Consider the following 17386-nt stretch of genomic DNA (forward strand, 5'->3'; position numbering starts at 1 on the left):
AACGAGAGACAAACAAAAGGCCGCATCGGAAACGATGCGGCCTTTTTGTTCTGTCGGCTTGGGCCGAACGCTCAATGTCCACGACCACCGCCGCACCAAATAGCGGCGCCGGAAATTCATTCGGCGGCAGCATTCTCCGTCATCAAATGGCAAAGACTTGCCATCACCTCAGCAGCCTCCTTCAGCCCGGATGCCACAACATGATCCGGCACGCTGTCGTCGATCAGCGTCGCAAGCTCCGCGAGGTCGTAGACGATATGGCCGCGCCGCAGCTCGTTCTGGGGAATATCAATACCCAGCTCGGCATGCATGCGGTGGATCGCTCTCGCGGCCGATATGACGAGCATCCGCTTCTGGGCGCTGTCGGCCACGTCAAGGCGATCCGAGGCTCGAGCGGTCTCTTGCGATTTCAGCAAATACGGGTGCATTGGATCCTCCTCACTGGCCCTTGGGCGATCGGCGGGCAGATCCTCCATCTTGTCCGCGAATCGCCATTTGGTTGCATCGTGAGGAATACTCACCAAAAACAACGAGGACTGCAACCCAGGGATTTATCAGGAAAAACAATATCTCTTTTGCCGTCCCGCAGAGCATCGACATCCGCGCGCAAAGCTCGGAGAGCGGTGCCAAGGCCTTCGCAACTCAAACAAAAAGGGCCGAACCCATAAGGTCCGGCCCTTCTATTTCAATTCAGATCCACCCACCGGAAACCCGGTGCGCGGAAACTCTTACGCCTCGGCGTCCGGCGGCGTTTCGTCACCAGCCTCTGCGGCTGGCTCTTCGCCCGGCACAACGGTGGTTTCCTCGCCATTCTCGGCACCTTCCTCGACCTCGTCTTCCGGATCGCGGATGCGCTCGACCGACACGACCTTCTCGTCCTTTGCGGTCGAGAAGATGGTCACGCCCTTGGTCGCGCGGCTGGCGATGCGGATACCGCCGACAGGCACACGGATGAGCTGACCGCCATCCGAAACCAGCATGATCTGGTCGTTGTCATCGACAGGGAAGGCAGCGACGAGTTCGCCGATTTCGCCCGTCTTCGACGTATCGGTGGCGCGGATACCCTTGCCACCACGGCCGGAGATGCGGAAGTCGTAAGAGGAAGACCGCTTGCCGTAGCCCTTCTCGGAAACCGTCAGCACGTACTGTTCGCGTGCCTTCAGCTCTTCGTAGCGCTCATCGCTCAGCTGTCCCTCTTCGGTGACTTCTTCGCCAACAAGCGCGATTTCCTCGGCCTCGCCCGTCGTCAGGCGACGCTCGTTGGCGGCGCGCTTGAGATAGGCGGCGCGTTCCCACGGCTCGGCATCGACATGGCCGACGATCGTCATCGAGATGATGCGGTCGTTATCGCCGAGGTTGATCCCTCGTACGCCGATCGAGTTGCGGCCCGCGAAGACCCGGACGTCGTCGACCGCAAAGCGGATGCACTGGCCGAGCGCCGTCGTCAGCAGCACGTCGTCATGCTCGGTGCAGGTCTCGACGGAGAGGATTTCGTCGCCCTCTTCCTCGAGCTTCATCGCGATCTTGCCGTTGCGGTTGACCTGGACGAAGTCGCTCAGCTTGTTGCGACGCACGGTGCCGCGCGTCGTCGAGAACATCACGTCGAGCGTTGCCCAGCTGTCCTCGTCCTCCGGCAGCGGCAGGATGGTGGTGATGCGCTCGCCTGGAGCGAGCGGCAGCATGTTGATCATCGCCTTGCCGCGAGAGGTCGGCGTGCCGATTGGCAGACGATAGACCTTTTCCTTGTAGACGATGCCACGCGACGAGAAGAACAGAACCGGCGTATGCGTGTTGAGCACGAATAGCTGGCTAACGAAGTCTTCGTCACGGGTGGTCATGCCGGAGCGGCCCTTGCCGCCGCGACGCTGCGCGCGGTAGGTGGTCAGCGGCACACGCTTGATGTAGCCGAGATGCGAGACGGTGACGACCATGTCCTCGCGGGCGATGAGATCTTCATCGTCCATCTCGAGGCCGCCATCCATGATCTCGGTGCGGCGCGGCGTGCCGAACTCGTCACGGACAGCAGCAAGCTCGTCCTTGACGATCGACTGGATGCGCACGCGCGACGACAGGATATCGAGGTAATCCTTGATTTCCTCGCCGATCTTGTTGAGTTCGTCGCCGATTTCGTCGCGACCAAGGGCCGTCAGACGGGCGAGACGCAGCTCGAGAATGGCCCGTGCCTGCTCTTCCGAGAGGTTGTAGGTCATGTCGTCGTTGATGCGGTGGCGCGGATCGTCGATCAGCCGGATCAGGCTTTCGACGTCGTGCGCCGGCCAGCGGCGGGTCATCAGCTCTTCGCGGGCCGATTGCGGATCCGGCGCCTGGCGGATGACGCGGATGACTTCGTCGATATTGGCGACAGCGATCGCCAGACCGACCAAGACGTGCGCGCGCTCGCGAGCCTTGCGCAACAAGAACTTGGTACGCCGGCTAACGACTTCCTCGCGGAACGAGACGAAGGCGCGCAGCATGTCGAGCAGCTGCAGCTGCTCCGGCTTGCCGCCGTTCAGCGCCACCATGTTGCAGCCAAACGAGGTCTGCAGCGGCGTGTAGCGATAGAGCTGGTTCAGGATGACGTCGGCATTGGCGTCGCGCTTCAATTCGACGACGACGCGGTAGCCCTGGCGGTCGGATTCGTCGCGCAGGTCGGAGATGCCCTCGATGCGCTTGTCGCGCACCAGCTCGGCCATCTTCTCGATCATCGTCGACTTGTTCACCTGATACGGGATCTCGGTGATGATGATCTGTTCGCGATCGCCGCGCATCGGCTCGATCGTCGCGACACCGCGCATGATGACAGAGCCACGGCCCGTCTCGTAGGCCGAGCGAATGCCGGAGCGGCCGAGGATCTTGGCGCCGGTCGGGAAATCGGGACCCGGAATGATCTGCATCATCTCGGGCAGCTCGATCGCCGGATCGTCGATCAGCGCGATACAGCCATTGATGACTTCGACGAGATTGTGCGGCGGAATGTTGGTCGCCATGCCGACGGCGATACCGCCGGCGCCGTTGACGAGCAGGTTCGGGAATTTCGCGGGAACGACAACGGGCTCGGAGAGCGTGCCGTCGTAGTTGTCGCGGAAATCGACCGTTTCCTTGTCGAGATCGTCGAGCAGCGAATGCGCGGCCTTCTCGAGACGGCATTCGGTGTAGCGTTCGGCCGCCGGCGGATCGCCGTCGACAGAGCCGAAGTTGCCCTGGCCGTCGATGAGAGGAAGGCGAAGAGACCAGTCCTGCGCCATACGCGCCAGCGCGTCGTAGATCGCGGTGTTGCCGTGCGGATGGTATTTACCCATCACGTCCCCGGTCACGCGGGCGCATTTGACGTATTTCTTGTTCCAGTCGATGCCGAGCTCGGACATGCCGTAGAGGATGCGCCGGTGCACGGGCTTGAGGCCGTCGCGCACGTCAGGAAGCGCGCGGCTGACGATGACGCTCATCGCGTAATCGAGATACGACCGCTGCATTTCCTCCATAATGGAGATGGGCTCGATGCCTGGCGGGAGCTTCCCGCCGCCGGGGGGTGTTTGCTCAGTCAAAATGGATCACATCTCTTCTAGAATCACTTGAAGATTTATAGCGGAAAGGCTGTTCCTAAGCCAATTTTGCAGGAAGTTTTGAACAGGCTTTTACGGTCTAATCAGGGCAAAACGGGGCTTATCGGCCCCAATCGCCACCACGCACGCCGCGCCGTTTGCAAAATCGGTTTGCCCACATCACAATCGCGCGAAAACCAAGCCCGGATATGGGTATACGGAGACATGATGGCAAGCGCCGACCAACTGATCAACGCCTTTACAACCCTGCTCGTGACGATCGATCCGCCGGGTCTCGCGCCGATCTTTCTCGGCCTCACGGTTGGCATGAGCAGAGCCCAGCGCAAGCAGGTCGCGCTGCGCGGCACGATCATCGCGTTCATCATTCTCGCCGTCTTCGCGCTCTTCGGATCAAGCGTGCTTGGCGTGCTCGGCATTTCGATCGGCGCCTTCCGCATCGCCGGCGGCCTGCTGCTCTTCTGGATCGCCTTTGAAATGGTGTTCGAGAAGCGCCAGGATCGCAAGGAGAAGACCGGCACGGCCGCGATCACCGTCGACCACATCCAGAACATCGCCGTCTTCCCGCTGGCCATCCCATTGATCTCGGGCCCGGGCGCCATCTCCGCGACCATCCTGATCGCGGGCTCGATGCAGACAGCCTTCGAACTGGCGCAGTTGATCATCGTGATCGCCGCAAGCCTGCTGCTTCTCTTCCTTGCGCTCCTGATCGCCGATCGGCTGGACCGCTTCCTCGGCGTCACCGGCCGCGCCATCCTGACCCGCCTGCTCGGCGTCATCCTGGCGGCGCTGGCGACCCAGTTCGTCGTCGATGGCATCAAGTCGGCGATGAACCTCGTTCCCTCGCCCGTCTGAGCTTTCAGTTAAAACGCAAACGGCGCACCCCGAGGCGCGCCGTCTGAAACCATGCGGTCTGTCTTCCGATCAAAACGGAATATCGTCGTCGAGATCGCGCGAGAAATTGCCGCCGCCGCCGGAAGACGAACCGCCGCCCGAGCCGCCCCGGCCGGACGACTGCGAAGGCGAACCGTAATCGTCGCCATAGCCGCCGCCACCGCCGAAATCACCACCGCCGGCATTGCCGCCACGGCCACCGCCGTAACCGCCGCCAGAACGATCGCCGCCGCCTTCGCCGCGTCCGTCGAGCATCGTCAGCGTCGAGCCAAAGCCCTGCAGCACGACTTCCGTGGAATAACGGTCCTGCCCCTGCTGGTCCTGCCACTTGCGGGTCTGCAGCGCGCCTTCGATATAGAGCTTGGCGCCCTTCTTGACGTACTGCTCGACGACCTTGCACAGGCCTTCGTTGAAGACGACGACGGTGTGCCACTCGGTCTTTTCGCGGCGCTCGCCCGAATTGCGGTCGCGCCAGGTCTCCGATGTCGCGATGCGGAGGTTGGCGATCGGCCGGCCGTCCTGCGTCCGACGGATTTCGGGGTCTGCACCCACGTTTCCGATCAGAATTACCTTGTTCACGCTGCCAGCCATACTTTTCACCTTCTTGTCGTGTTGCCGATATTGCGAAACCCGCAACATGCGCAACGAAATTGACAACACCTTACCCCATCGGACTTCGCCGGTGTGCGGTTGAGCTTCGTTAATCCACAACGAAATTTGTTCTTTATTTGTTCTATTTTATCATTATCATCGTGTCAACGGAATCGAAAAGCGTGAACCACAGGGATATTCAGCCTCGACTCGCCAGCCGGCATCACTACATAAAGGCTCTTCTTATCCCCCCGAGACATTGAAGCAGAAGACGATGAGCGAACTGAAGACGATTTCAATCCGTGGCGCGCGCGAGCACAATCTGAAGGGCATCGACCTCGATCTGCCGCGCAACAAGCTGATCGTCATGACCGGCCTGTCGGGATCGGGCAAATCCTCGCTCGCCTTCGACACCATCTATGCCGAGGGCCAGCGCCGCTATGTCGAGAGCCTGTCGGCCTATGCCCGCCAGTTCCTCGAGATGATGCAGAAGCCCGATGTCGATCAGATCGACGGCCTCTCGCCGGCGATCTCCATCGAGCAGAAGACGACCTCGCGTAACCCGCGCTCGACTGTTGGTACCGTCACCGAGATCTACGACTATATGCGCCTGCTCTTCGCGCGCGTCGGCGTTCCCTATTCGCCGGCCACCGGCCTGCCGATCGAGAGCCAGACCGTCAGCCAGATGGTCGACCGCATCCTCGCCTTCGAGGAAGGCACGCGCCTCTTCATCCTCGCCCCGCTCGTACGCGGCCGCAAGGGCGAGTACAAGAAGGAACTCGCGGAGCTCATGAAAAAGGGTTTCCAGCGCGTCAAGATCGACGGCCAGTTCTACGAGATCGCCGACGCTCCCGCGCTCGACAAGAAGTACAAGCACGACATCGATATCGTCGTCGACCGCGTCGTCGTGCGCGCCGATGTCTCGGCGCGTCTGGCCGACAGCCTCGAGACCTCGCTGAAGCTCGCCGACGGCCTCGCCATCGCCGAATTCGCCGACAAGCCATTGCCAGTGGAGGAAACCGCCGCCGGCGGCTCGGCCAACAAGTCGCTCAACGAAACGCACGAACGCGTTCTCTTCTCGGAAAAATTCGCCTGCCCGGTCTCTGGCTTCACCATTTCGGAGATCGAACCGCGTCTCTTCTCCTTCAACAATCCGGCCGGCGCCTGCCCGACCTGCGACGGCCTCGGCGCCCAGCAGAAGATCGACGCCAACCTGATCGTGCCGGAACCCGAGCGCACGCTGCGCGACGGCGCCATCGCCCCATGGGCCAAGTCGTCCTCGCCCTATTACAACCAGACGCTCGAAGCGCTTGGCAAGCATTTCGGCTTCAAGCTTGGCGCCCGCTGGAACGACCTTTCCGCCAAGGCGCAGGACGTGATCCTCAACGGCACCGAGGAAAAGATCGAGTTTCACTACGTCGACGGCGCACGCTCCTACACGACGCACAAGAATTTCGAAGGCATCATCACCAACCTCGAGCGCCGCTGGAAGGAAACCGATAGCGCCTGGGCGCGCGAGGAGATCGAGCGCTACATGTCGGCAGCCCCCTGCCCGTCCTGCAACGGCTTCCGCCTGAAGCCGGAAGCGTTGGCCGTGAAGGTCAACAAGCTGCATATCGGCCAGGTCACCGACATGTCGATCCGCATCGCCCGCGACTGGTTCGAAACGCTGCCGGACAGCTTCAACGCCAAGCAGAACGAGATCGCCGTCCGCATCCTGAAAGAAATCAGGGACCGCCTACGCTTCCTGAACGATGTCGGCCTCGAATATCTGAGCCTCTCGCGCAACTCCGGCACGCTCTCGGGCGGCGAAAGCCAGCGCATCCGCTTGGCCTCGCAGATCGGCTCCGGCCTGACGGGCGTTCTTTACGTGCTCGACGAGCCCTCGATCGGCCTGCACCAGCGCGACAACGCCCGCCTGCTCGAAACGCTGAAACACCTGCGCGACATCGGCAACACCGTCATCGTCGTCGAGCACGACGAGGACGCCATCCTGCAGGCAGACGACGTGGTCGATATCGGCCCCGCCGCCGGCATTCATGGCGGCCAGGTCATAGCACACGGCACGCCGCAGGATATCATGGCCAACCCGAAGTCACTGACCGGTAAATACCTGTCGGGCGAACTCGGCGTGACCGTGCCGGAAGAGCGCCGCAAGGTGAAGAAGGGCAAGGAAATCAAGGTCGTCGGCGCCCGAGGCAACAATCTGAAGAACGTCACGGCATCGATCCCGCTCGGCGTCTTCACAGCGGTCACGGGTGTCTCCGGCGGCGGCAAGTCCACCTTCCTGATCGAGACGCTCTACAAATCCGCCGCCCGCCGCGTCATGGGCGCGCGCGAAATCCCGGCGGATCATGATCGTATCGACGGCTTCGAGCATATCGACAAGGTCATCGACATCGACCAATCGCCGATCGGCCGCACCCCGCGCTCCAACCCGGCCACCTATACCGGCGCCTTCACGCCGATCCGCGACTGGTTCGCCGGCCTGCCGGAAGCCAAGGCGCGCGGCTACCAGCCTGGCCGCTTCTCTTTCAACGTCAAGGGCGGACGCTGCGAAGCCTGCCAGGGCGACGGCGTCATCAAGATCGAGATGCACTTCCTGCCTGATGTCTACGTCACCTGCGACGTCTGCCACGGCAAGCGCTACAACCGCGAAACGCTCGACGTCACCTTCAAGCAGAAGTCGATCGCAGACGTGCTCGACATGACTGTCGAGGAAGGCGTCGAGTTCTTCGCCGCCGTCCCCGCCGTGCGCGACAAGCTGCAGGCACTCTTCGATGTCGGCCTCGGCTACATCAAGGTCGGCCAGCAGGCGAATACGCTGTCGGGCGGTGAGGCCCAGCGCGTCAAGCTCGCCAAGGAGCTCTCGAAGCGCTCGACCGGCCGCACGCTCTATATTCTCGACGAGCCGACCACCGGCCTGCACTTCCACGACGTGGCCAAGTTGCTGGAAATGCTGCACGAACTGGTCAACCAGGGCAACTCGGTCGTCGTCATCGAACACAATCTCGAAGTCATCAAGACCGCCGACTGGGTCCTCGACTTCGGCCCCGAAGGCGGTGACGGCGGCGGCGAGATCGTGGCCTCAGGCACACCAGAGACGATCGTCAAGGAAAAGCGGTCCTATACCGGCCAGTTCCTGAAGGAACTGCTGGAGCGGCGGCCGGTGAAGAAGGTGCAGGCGGCGGAGTGAGTGATATCCTCTCCACGGTGCGTGTGCTGATCGCTGACGGCAAGTTCAGGGTCTCGGCACACGCACTGCAGGAGTTGTTGAACGACGGTCTGCTGATCGAGCCGTTAGTGATGGGTATAGCATCAGCGCTCGTCGTGGAGGAGTATCCTGAGTATCACAAGGGACCCTGTGTTCTGGTCCTGCAGACGGATGAACGCCAACGCCCCATACATTTGCTTTGGGGCATCCCATCAGGTGCATCCGAGCCGGCGGTGTTGATAACAGCATACATTCCCGATCCAGATCGTTGGGATGACGATTTCACCAGGAGGAGACCGCAATGACGAGACGGGCGTCGCAGCTCATTCGTGAGGGGGAATATGCCGCCGAGGTCATCGTGGAGCTTCACGACGACGGTGGCGAATGGTCCCCGACGGTAAGCCCGGAGGACATCCGCAAACTGGATCGCGTACGTCGCGCCTTGCGAGACCATGATTTCGAACGTGCGGAGAAGGATGGACGCGTTTACCGGCTCGTGCCGCGCGAGGCTGACTATCCGAAGAGCGGTTTTGGCGAAAACGAACAGGATGGATTGAAGTCATGACAAAACCCGGCACCATTCGCGTCGGCATCGGCGGCTGGACCTTCGAGCCTTGGCGTAACCACTTCTTCCCGTCCACGCTGAAGCAGAAGGACGAGCTGAATTATGCCAGCCGGCAGCTGAAGGTCATCGAGGTCAACGGCACCTATTACAGCTCGCAGAAGCCCGAGACCTTCGCCAAGTGGGCCGCCGATGTCCCTGAAGGTTTCATCTTCTCGCTCAAAGCCAGCCGTTTCAGCACCAATCGCAAGATTCTCTCTGAGGCCGGTGAATCAGTCGAGCGCTTTCTCGGCCAAGGCATCGTCGAACTCGGTCCGCATCTCGGCCCTATCCTCTGGCAGTTCGCGCCGACGAAGAAGTTCGAGCCGGAGGATTTCGAGGGCTTCCTCAAGCTCTTGCCGGACAAGCAGGATGGCCTGCCGCTGAAGCATGTCGTCGAAGTACGCCACGACAGCTTCAAGGTGCCGGAGTTCGTGGCGCTCTTGGCGAAATACGGCGTTGCACCCGTCGTCGCCGAGCATTTCGATTACCCGATGGTGGCCGATGTCACCGCCGATTTCGTCTATACGCGCCTGCAGAAGGGCTCGGACGAAATCAGGACCTGCTACCCGCCGAAGGAGCTGAAAGCCTGGGCCAAGCGCCTGGAGACATGGGCCGAGGGCAAGGTGCCGGATGATCTGCCGCTTATCGATGGCGACCGCAAGGTCAAGGTCGAGCCGCGCGATGTCTTCGCCTTCATGATCCACGAAGGCAAGGTCAACGCTCCCTTCGGCGCCATCGCGCTGCAAGAAGAGGTCGGCAAGTAGTCAGAGCACCAAGGAATCAGCGTGACAAGCAATCAGAGTGGCAAGACGTGGCTGGCGAGGTCTTCCGCCGTCAGCCCCTTGCCGGCCCGGTTGCCCGCTTCGCCATGCATGTAGACGCCGGCGGCGGCCGCCTCGAAAGCCGGCAGCCCCTGCGCCATCAGCGCGCCGATGATCCCCGCCAGCACATCGCCGGATCCGGCGGTGGCGAGCCAGATCGGCGCATTGGTGTTGATCAGCGCCCGACCATCCGGCGAGGCGATCACGGTGTCGGGCCCCTTGTAGACGATGGCTGCATTGGCCCGCGCCGCGGCCGCCAGCGCCTTGTCGGCCTTGCCGAGATTGGGGTCGGCGGCGATATCGGGAAACAGCCGCGAAAACTCTCCCTCATGCGGCGTCAGAACGAGCCGCGTCTCGCCCTCAGCGAACAATGCGAACAGCACCTCGGGATCGTCGCGAAACGATGTAATACCGTCGGCATCCAGAACCAGATGCCGACGAGAAATTGCTGCCACGAAATGACGCGCCTTCTCGCCGGCTCCGAAACCCGGCCCGAGCACGAAGCTGCGCAACCGCTCATCCTTCAGCCAATCCGAAAGATCGGCGTCCCCATCGATACCGTGCAGCATCACGGCCGTCAGATGCGTCGCGTTCTCGTCCATGGCATCCGCAGGCGAGGCGATCGTCACCAGCCCAGCGCCGGCCTTCAATCCAGACATGGCCGACATCCGCGCAGCACCCGTCTTGCCCTTCTCGCCTGAGAAGACGACGAGATGGCCACGCTTATACTTGTGCGTCTCCGGCCCAGATGACGGCAGCCACCGCTGCCATTGTTCCGGCCGGTTCTCCGCCAGCTTGCCCGATGCCTGCCCACGCACGATGCGTGCAGGTATACCGATATCGAGCACCTCAAGCACGCCGGAAAGCTCCCGACCCGGCATCAGCAGATGCCCCGGCTTGCGTGTCATGAACGTGATCGTGCGCTCGGCGGCAAATGCCGCCCCCAGCATCATGCCCGTCCGGCCGTCGATGCCGGATGGCAGGTCGACGGCAAGCACCGTCACGCGAGCTTTCTCGATTCTTGCGATCACCGCTATGACCGCCTCGGGCACCGCCCGCGTCAACCCAGCCCCGAAGAGCGCGTCGATAACAACATCACCTTCGGCAGGCTGGTATTCCTCGATAGGCGCCCCTTTACCCGACCAACCGCTAAAAGCCCGCGCAGCGTCGCCCTTCAGCCGAGCGGGATCACCCAGATGAAACACCGCGACCTCGACACCGCTCTCTTGCAGGCACTGCGCCGCCACATACCCATCGCCGCCATTGTTACCGGGACCGCACAGCACGACGGCCCGCCGCGCATAGGGGTAGTGCCGTAGGAACATCGCCGCCACCCCGGCGCCTGCCTGCAGCATGAGCCCGAAACTGTCGATGCCCGAGGCCGCAGCGGCGGCATCGACCGCGGTCATTTCTGCGGGGGTGAGGAGAAGGTCTGCGAGTTGATTGTCCATTCAGCCATTGAAGCAGAATCCGCCTAAAAAACAACCGATTGGCGCAAAATCTGGAAGATCATTATTTGTTCATTTGCATATATTTTAATCGACGCAACAAGCCAGAAAGAAAGCATGAGACATCGCGAATATTCCTCATTTCGGTCGAAATTTAAGCTTTTCGCTTGCAACCCGCGCCGTTTTTGACAAAAAAATCGTTGAAATTGCTGAAAATCGCTCGACTTTCGGTCTCCGGCTGCCATTTCCACGAAGATTCCGCTTTCCAACTGGCACGATAACTGCATTCTATCGGGGGGTGGGTATGAGCCTGCTATAACGGGAGAAGCGGAGAGTCATTTTCTCATGAAAAAGATCGAAGCGATCATTAAGCCCTTCAAGCTGGACGAAGTGAAGGAAGCCCTTCAGGAAGTTGGCCTGCAGGGGATCACAGTCACGGAAGCAAAGGGCTTCGGTCGCCAAAAAGGCCACACGGAATTGTACCGTGGCGCGGAGTATGTCGTCGATTTCCTGCCGAAGGTGAAGGTCGAAGTCGTCCTCGCCGACGAGAACGCGGAGGCCGTCATCGACGCGATCCGCAAGGCCGCGCAAACCGGCCGTATCGGCGACGGCAAGATTTTCGTATCCAATATCGAAGAAGTCATTCGTATCCGTACCGGCGAAACCGGTGTCGATGCGATCTGACCTGTTTGGTCCAGGCGAGGCAATCGTCTCGTCTTCTCAAATGAAGGAACCATTTTATGGCGACCGCAAGCGAAATCCTCAAGCAAATCAAGGATAACGACGTCAAGTTCGTCGACCTGCGCTTTACCGACCCAAAGGGCAAGCTGCAGCACGTCACGATGGACGTGGTTTGCGTCGATGAAGACATGTTCGCCGATGGCGTCATGTTCGACGGCTCCTCGATCGGCGGCTGGAAGGCGATCAACGAATCCGACATGGTACTGATGCCCGACACGGAAACGGTCCACATGGACCCGTTCTTCGCGCAGTCCACCATGGTCATCCTCTGCGACATTCTCGATCCGGTCTCCGGCGAAGCCTATAACCGCGATCCGCGCGGCACCGCCAAGAAGGCCGAAGCCTATCTGAAGGCATCCGGTATCGGCGACACCGTCTTCGTGGGTCCTGAAGCCGAGTTCTTCATCTTCGACGACGTTCGCTACAAGGCCGACCCCTATAACACCGGCTTCAAGCTCGATTCGACCGAACTGCCGTCCAACGACGACACCGAATACGAGACCGGCAACCTCGGTCACCGTCCGCGCGTCAAGGGCGGCTATTTCCCGGTTCCGCCGATCGACAGCTGCCAGGACATGCGCTCCGAAATGCTGACGGTTCTCTCAGAAATGGGCGTCGTCGTCGAAAAGCACCACCACGAAGTTGCCGCTGCCCAGCACGAGCTCGGCATCAAGTTCGACACGCTCGTTCGCAACGCCGACAAGATGCAGATCTACAAGTACGTCGTGCACCAGGTCGCCAATGCCTATGGCAAGACGGCAACTTTCATGCCGAAGCCGATCTTCGGCGACAACGGGTCGGGCATGCACGTCCACATGTCGATCTGGAAGAGCGGCAAGCCGAGCTTCGCGGGTGATGAATATGCAGGCCTCTCCGAGAGCTGCCTGTACTTCATCGGCGGCATCATCAAGCATGCCAAGGCGCTGAATGCCTTCACCAACCCGTCGACGAACTCCTACAAGCGTCTCGTCCCGGGCTATGAAGCACCGGTTCTGCTCGCCTATTCGGCGCGCAACCGCTCGGCCTCGTGCCGCATTCCGTTCGGCAGCAACCCGAAGGCAAAGCGCGTCGAAGTCCGCTTCCCGGATCCGATGGCGAACCCCTACCTCGCCTTCGCCGCCATGCTGATGGCCGGCCTCGACGGCATCAAGAACAAGATCCATCCCGGCAAGGCCATGGACAAGGATCTCTACGACCTGCCGCCGAAGGAACTGAAGAAGATCCCGACGGTGTGCGGTTCGTTGCGTGAAGCGCTGGAAAGCCTGGACAAGGACCGCAAGTTCCTGACCGCTGGCGGCGTCTTCGATGATGACCAGATCGACTCGTTCATCGAGCTGAAGATGATCGAGGTCATGCGCTACGACATGACCCCGCATCCGGTCGAATACGACATGTACTACTCGGCGTAAGCCCTCAGAAAGCCCCGGTTCGCCGGGGCTTTCGTCTATCCGACGTCACGAAAACCTCGGGTTGATGTGACACTCATGTGACGAGTTCTCGCACAAATCTTGATTTGAGTGAGATCAATCACCAAATCAGGTGATGAAAGGAAGTCGTACCATGAAAGAAAGACTAGCTAAGTTCAGTATCGGCGAAGTGGTTCGGCACAAGGTATTTCCGTTTCGCGGCGTCATCTTCGATGTCGATCCGGAATTCGCGAATACGGAAGAATGGTGGAATTCTATTCCCGCCGACGTGCGCCCCAGCAAGGACCAGCCCTTCTACCACTTGCTCGCCGAAAACGAAGAAAACGAATACGTCGCCTACGTATCCGAACAGAACCTGATGAATGATGAAAGCGGCGAACCGCTTCGTAACGAACAGGTCTACCAGATTTTCGATATGGCACCGACGGGACAGTTCAAACCCAAGATGAGCTTCACCCACTAAGCCGCTGCATATCCATTTCAAAACCCCGCCCTCCCAGCGGGGTTTTTCTTTGGCCTGAACACGGCCTGCAGGCAACAAAAAACCCGGCGCGAAGCCGGGTTTCTCGACAATCCGTAAGGATCTATATTACTGGGCCTTGGCAGCCTTCTGGGCGTCTTCAAGCTTCTTGCGCGCTTCGTCGGCCTTCTTCTGCATGCTGTCCTGCAGGCTCTTCTGGCTTTCGGCGAGCTTGGAAGCGGAAACCGCTTCGCCGTCGAATGCGCCGGTGAAGCCTTCAAGCGAAATCTTGATCGGGTTCGGAGCGCGGCGGAAGTTGATCGAGGTCAGGACCAGATCGGTGCCCTTCTTCAGGCTGGCGACCATGGCGTCCGTCAGCGGGATCTGCGCGACGCAGCGATCCGGCATGCACATCAGATAGTCGATCTTCTGCGGCTTGCCGCCGTCGATCTGCATGCCGATGCCCGGCGGGATCAGACGTGCCGGAGGAACGGAAACCTGCAGGCTCTTGTTGTTCACCTTGCCGGAAACGGTGATGAGGCCAACGCCCGTAACGAGCTGACCGCCGGTGGCCAGAACAACGTTCTGCACGACGCAGACGTCATTGTCTTCCTGCTTGTTGCAGGTCTTGTACCAACCAAGGCGCGGTGCGCCAGCAGCCTGTGCGCCAGCGTCGGCAGACGCATCCTGCGCATAAGAAGACACCGGAGCCACTGCGGCGCCAAGCATCACTGCCATTACGGACAGGGCTGCCCGTGTTTTCTTTTCAGACTTGAACATCATAACGAATTCCGTCTCCTGATATCCCGTTGGGACAGCCCATTTGCCGTCCTCACCAACAGGGTTGTTCGCATCTGACCTCTTAAAACAATGAGGCAAATGCATGACCCCCCGACTTCGGGGTCCCTGTTACATCGCGTTGCTGGAGATTTCCAGTGTTTCTTTGGCCTTTTGGGTGTCGCCGGAAAGAATTTGCTCCTGATAGTGAATTGCGCGGCTGGCATGTTAGTCTGCCGCCGAATCGCGCCGTTTTCCGGAAAGGATTTCGACTATGCTCCGGATCGTTCTCCCCGTCGTCTTCACCCTAGTTTGCGGGGCAGCCGTTGCCGAACCCGTGCATGGAATCGCAATGCACGGCGCCCCTGCTCTGCCTGAAGATTTCAAGCACCTCCCCTACGTCAATCCTGACGTGAAGAAGGGCGGCAAGATCTCCTATGGCGTCGTCGGCACCTACGACAACCTGAACCCCTTCATCCTGAAGAGCATGCGCACCACGGCGCGCGGCATGTGGGACCCGGAATACGGCAATCTGGTCTATGAAACGCTGATGCTGCGCTCGCGCGACGAGCCCTTCACGCTCTATGGCCTCCTGGCACAATCCGTCGAATGGGACGACGACAGGACCTATATCCAGTTCAACCTGAACCCAGCCGCCAAATGGTCGGACGGCCAGCCGGTCACACCCGATGACGTCATCTTCTCCTTCAACATCCTGAAGGAAAAGGGTCGCGTCCCCTTCAGCACCCGCCTCAACGCCGTCGAGAAGATGGAAAAGGTCGGCGATCACAGCGTGCGCTTCACCTTCAACGACAAGGCCGACCGCGAATTCCCGCTGATACTCGCCGGCTCGACGCCGATCCTCCCCAAACACGCGATCGACGCGGAGAATTTCGACCGCTCGACGCTGAAGCCGCTGATCGGCTCCGGCCCCTACAAGATCAAGTCGCTGAAGCCAGGCGAAAGCATCACCTTCGAGCGCGACCCAAACTATTGGGGCAAGGATCTCCCGGCCAAGGTCGGCCTCGACAATTACGACCAGATCACCGTGCAGTATTTCCTGCAGGACACGACATTGTTCGAATCATTCAAGAAGGGCGATGTCGATATCTATCCGGATGGCAGCCCCGGCCATTGGGCGAGCGCCTATAATTTCCCGGCCGTCACATCGGGCAATGTCGTCAAGGACACCTTCCAGCCGAAGCTGCCTTCAGGCATGTTCGGCTTCGTCTTCAACACGCGCCGGCCGCTCTTCGACAATGTGAAGCTGCGCGAGGGCCTGTCGCTGATCTTCGATTTCGAATGGGCCAACAAGAACCTCTTCTCCAGCGCCTATATCAGGACGGAGAGCTACTGGCAGAACTCCGAGCTCTCCAGCTTCGGCGTACCGGCTGATGAGCGCGAACTAAAGCTGCTCGGCCCGATCAAGGATCGCATCGATCCCGCCATCCTCGACGGCACCTACAAGCTTCCCGTGACCGACGGCTCCGGCCGCGACCGCAATGTGCTGAAGCAGGCGGTCGGGCTTCTCAAGGAGGCCGGCTACACGATCAAGAACGGCAAGATGAGCGACGCCAACGGCCGCCCGCTCGCCTTCGAGATCATGACGCAGAACACCGACCAGGAAAAACTCGCGGTCTCCTACCAGCGCTCGCTGCAACTGCTCGGCATCAACGCCTCGATCCGTACAGTGGATGATTCGCAGTATCAGAGCCGCACCAACACCTTCGACTACGATGTGATCGTCAAATCCTTCACCTCGTCGCTATCGCCTGGCATCGAGCAGGTCGGTCGCTGGTCGTCGGCCTCACGCGACCGCGACGGCACCGACAATTTCGCAGGCGTTGCCGATCCGGATGTCGATACGCTGATCCAGCACATCCTCAATGCGCGTTCGGCCGAGGATTTCACCGCCGCCGTCCGCTCGCACGACCGGCTGCTGCTGTCGGGTCACTACGTGCTGCCGCTCTACCATGTCGACAACCAGTGGGTCGCCCGCAGCAAGCGCATCGGTCACCCCGACCAGGTGCCGCTCTACGGCTACCAGCTGCCGGCCTGGTGGGACCAGAGCGCCCAATAAGGTGGTTCTCTTTTCCTGCCTGGTTGAACTGGCCACCCTCAGCGACTAGATGGCTTCAAACGCCCTTTCAGGGCCAGCAATTCAGAAAAGGAAAGCACATGGAACGCATAGTCATCGACGTCGTCTCGGATGTCGTCTGCCCCTGGTGCTATCTCGGCAAGGCGCGGCTGGAGCTCGCGATCGCGGAAGTCCAGGACGAAGTCGGCGTCGACGTCAATTGGCGCCCCTATCGCCTCAACCCGGATTACCCGCCTGAAGGCGTCGACCAGAAGGCAGCGCTTGAGAAGAAGCTTGGCGGCGCCGAGCGTGTCGCTGAGGGACACAAGATGCTGACCGAACTCGGCCGCGAGGTCGGAATCAACTTCAATTTCGAGGCCATCAAGATCGGCCCGAACACACTCGACGCCCACCGCCTCATTCACTGGGCGATGATCGAGGACCGCGACAAGGCTGACCGCGTGGTCGATGGCCTGTTCAAGGCGAATTTCGAACAGGGTCTGAATGTCGGCGATCACGCCGTGCTGCTCGATATCGCCGAGAAGTCCGGCCTCGACCGGGCCGTGACCGCTTCCTTGCTCGCGTCGGATGCCGACAAGGGTCTCGTCGTCGAGGAAATCGAATCGGCGCAGAAGATGGGCGTCAACGGCGTCCCCTTCTTCATCTTCGACCAGCAATACGCCGTCAGCGGCGCCCAGACCCCTGATGTCATCGCCGGCGCGCTGCGTGATATCGCCAAGGCCAAGGCCGAAGCCCGCGCCGGGATGAACTGATC

At 60.6% G+C, this 17386-nt stretch carries 15 protein-coding genes; 10 read left to right on the forward strand and 5 right to left on the reverse strand.

Going from position 1 to position 17386, the window contains the following annotated elements; translation table 11 throughout:
- Positions 1 to 116 precede the first annotated feature (116 nt).
- On the reverse strand, positions 117 to 530 hold the full coding sequence (locus ACVTFQ_RS08935) for a hypothetical protein (protein ID WP_146618503.1): 414 nt from the start codon (positions 528 to 530) through the stop codon (positions 117 to 119).
- Positions 531 to 728: 198 nt separating this feature from the next.
- Complete coding sequence (gyrA, locus tag ACVTFQ_RS08940) at positions 729 to 3542, reverse strand: DNA gyrase subunit A (RefSeq protein WP_470423800.1); 2814 nt, start codon at positions 3540 to 3542, stop codon at positions 729 to 731.
- 225 nt (positions 3543 to 3767) lie between these two features.
- Between gyrA and ACVTFQ_RS08945 the strand changes: the two genes are divergently transcribed.
- On the forward strand, positions 3768 to 4412 hold the full coding sequence (locus ACVTFQ_RS08945; protein WP_018900549.1) for a MarC family protein: 645 nt from the start codon (positions 3768 to 3770) through the stop codon (positions 4410 to 4412).
- Positions 4413 to 4481: 69 nt separating this feature from the next.
- On the opposite strand, the gene ACVTFQ_RS08950 is transcribed toward ACVTFQ_RS08945, so the two are convergent.
- Positions 4482 to 5042, reverse strand: a complete 561-nt coding sequence (locus ACVTFQ_RS08950; RefSeq protein ID WP_047512240.1) for a single-stranded DNA-binding protein — start codon at positions 5040 to 5042, stop codon at positions 4482 to 4484.
- A 274-nt stretch (positions 5043 to 5316) separates the two neighbouring features.
- On the opposite strand from ACVTFQ_RS08950, the gene uvrA reads away from it, so the two are divergent.
- The 4 genes from uvrA to ACVTFQ_RS08970 are packed head-to-tail and all read left to right on the forward strand — an operon-like array spanning position 5317 to position 9624.
- On the forward strand, positions 5317 to 8238 hold the full coding sequence (uvrA, locus tag ACVTFQ_RS08955; protein ID WP_111563623.1) for an excinuclease ABC subunit UvrA: 2922 nt from the start codon (positions 5317 to 5319) through the stop codon (positions 8236 to 8238).
- Positions 8235 to 8561, forward strand: coding sequence for a DUF4258 domain-containing protein (locus ACVTFQ_RS08960; RefSeq protein ID WP_047512242.1), 327 nt, complete (start codon positions 8235 to 8237; stop codon positions 8559 to 8561). Before uvrA ends, ACVTFQ_RS08960 begins: the two co-directional genes overlap by 4 nt.
- Positions 8558 to 8821 (forward strand): hypothetical protein, encoded by a 264-nt coding sequence (locus ACVTFQ_RS08965; protein ID WP_052214299.1) that lies wholly within the window; start codon positions 8558 to 8560, stop codon positions 8819 to 8821. The genes ACVTFQ_RS08960 and ACVTFQ_RS08965 overlap by 4 nt, the downstream gene beginning before the upstream one ends.
- The gene (locus ACVTFQ_RS08970) at positions 8818 to 9624 is read left to right on the forward strand and encodes a DUF72 domain-containing protein (RefSeq protein ID WP_111563523.1); all 807 of its coding nucleotides are present in this window, start codon (positions 8818 to 8820) and stop codon (positions 9622 to 9624) included. Before ACVTFQ_RS08965 ends, ACVTFQ_RS08970 begins: the two co-directional genes overlap by 4 nt.
- A 32-nt stretch (positions 9625 to 9656) precedes the next feature.
- On the opposite strand, the gene ACVTFQ_RS08975 is transcribed toward ACVTFQ_RS08970, so the two are convergent.
- Positions 9657 to 11132: an NAD(P)H-hydrate dehydratase gene (locus ACVTFQ_RS08975; protein WP_111563522.1), complete on the reverse strand. Its 1476-nt coding sequence runs from the start codon at positions 11130 to 11132 to the stop codon at positions 9657 to 9659.
- Positions 11133 to 11474: 342 nt separating this feature from the next.
- Here ACVTFQ_RS08975 and ACVTFQ_RS08980 point away from each other — a divergent pair, with 342 nt between their 5' ends.
- The 3 genes from ACVTFQ_RS08980 to hspQ all read left to right on the forward strand — a co-directional run bounded on the left by ACVTFQ_RS08980 (position 11475) and on the right by hspQ (position 13760).
- Positions 11475 to 11813, forward strand: coding sequence for a P-II family nitrogen regulator (locus ACVTFQ_RS08980; protein WP_018900556.1), 339 nt, complete (start codon positions 11475 to 11477; stop codon positions 11811 to 11813).
- 56 nt (positions 11814 to 11869) lie between these two features.
- Positions 11870 to 13279 (forward strand): type I glutamate--ammonia ligase, encoded by a 1410-nt coding sequence (gene glnA / locus ACVTFQ_RS08985; protein WP_018900557.1) that lies wholly within the window; start codon positions 11870 to 11872, stop codon positions 13277 to 13279.
- 151 nt (positions 13280 to 13430) lie between these two features.
- Positions 13431 to 13760: a heat shock protein HspQ gene (gene hspQ / locus ACVTFQ_RS08990; RefSeq protein WP_018900558.1), complete on the forward strand. Its 330-nt coding sequence runs from the start codon at positions 13431 to 13433 to the stop codon at positions 13758 to 13760.
- A 126-nt stretch (positions 13761 to 13886) separates the two neighbouring features.
- Here hspQ and ACVTFQ_RS08995 read toward each other — a convergent pair whose 3' ends face one another.
- Complete coding sequence (locus ACVTFQ_RS08995; protein ID WP_111563521.1) at positions 13887 to 14540, reverse strand: invasion associated locus B family protein; 654 nt, start codon at positions 14538 to 14540, stop codon at positions 13887 to 13889.
- A gap of 268 nt (positions 14541 to 14808) precedes the next feature.
- Here ACVTFQ_RS08995 and ACVTFQ_RS09000 point away from each other — a divergent pair, with 268 nt between their 5' ends.
- Both ACVTFQ_RS09000 and ACVTFQ_RS09005 read left to right on the forward strand, forming a co-directional pair.
- Positions 14809 to 16614: an extracellular solute-binding protein gene (locus ACVTFQ_RS09000; protein ID WP_111563520.1), complete on the forward strand. Its 1806-nt coding sequence runs from the start codon at positions 14809 to 14811 to the stop codon at positions 16612 to 16614.
- Between the two features lie 98 nt (positions 16615 to 16712).
- Entirely contained in the window at positions 16713 to 17384 is a 672-nt protein-coding gene (locus ACVTFQ_RS09005; RefSeq protein ID WP_111563519.1) for a DsbA family oxidoreductase, read from the forward strand.
- Positions 17385 to 17386: the final 2 nt, after the last annotated feature.

The organism is Rhizobium sp. O111 (assembly GCF_055616315.1).

What these genes read in the sequence shown, in the direction of transcription:
- ACVTFQ_RS08945 (WP_018900549.1), top strand. Translation starts at nt 3,768, where the DNA reads ATGGCAAGCGCCGACCAACTGATCAACGCCTTTACAACCCTGCTCGTG.
- ACVTFQ_RS08950 (WP_047512240.1), bottom strand. Translation starts at nt 5,042, where the DNA reads ATGGCTGGCAGCGTGAACAAGGTAATTCTGATCGGAAACGTGGGTGCA.
- uvrA (WP_111563623.1), top strand. Translation starts at nt 5,317, where the DNA reads ATGAGCGAACTGAAGACGATTTCAATCCGTGGCGCGCGCGAGCACAAT.
- ACVTFQ_RS08965 (WP_052214299.1), top strand. Translation starts at nt 8,558, where the DNA reads ATGACGAGACGGGCGTCGCAGCTCATTCGTGAGGGGGAATATGCCGCC.
- ACVTFQ_RS08970 (WP_111563523.1), top strand. Translation starts at nt 8,818, where the DNA reads ATGACAAAACCCGGCACCATTCGCGTCGGCATCGGCGGCTGGACCTTC.
- ACVTFQ_RS08975 (WP_111563522.1), bottom strand. Translation starts at nt 11,132, where the DNA reads ATGGACAATCAACTCGCAGACCTTCTCCTCACCCCCGCAGAAATGACC.
- ACVTFQ_RS08980 (WP_018900556.1), top strand. Translation starts at nt 11,475, where the DNA reads ATGAAAAAGATCGAAGCGATCATTAAGCCCTTCAAGCTGGACGAAGTG.
- glnA (WP_018900557.1), top strand. Translation starts at nt 11,870, where the DNA reads ATGGCGACCGCAAGCGAAATCCTCAAGCAAATCAAGGATAACGACGTC.
- hspQ (WP_018900558.1), top strand. Translation starts at nt 13,431, where the DNA reads ATGAAAGAAAGACTAGCTAAGTTCAGTATCGGCGAAGTGGTTCGGCAC.
- ACVTFQ_RS08995 (WP_111563521.1), bottom strand. Translation starts at nt 14,540, where the DNA reads ATGATGTTCAAGTCTGAAAAGAAAACACGGGCAGCCCTGTCCGTAATG.
- ACVTFQ_RS09000 (WP_111563520.1), top strand. Translation starts at nt 14,809, where the DNA reads ATGCTCCGGATCGTTCTCCCCGTCGTCTTCACCCTAGTTTGCGGGGCA.
- ACVTFQ_RS09005 (WP_111563519.1), top strand. Translation starts at nt 16,713, where the DNA reads ATGGAACGCATAGTCATCGACGTCGTCTCGGATGTCGTCTGCCCCTGG.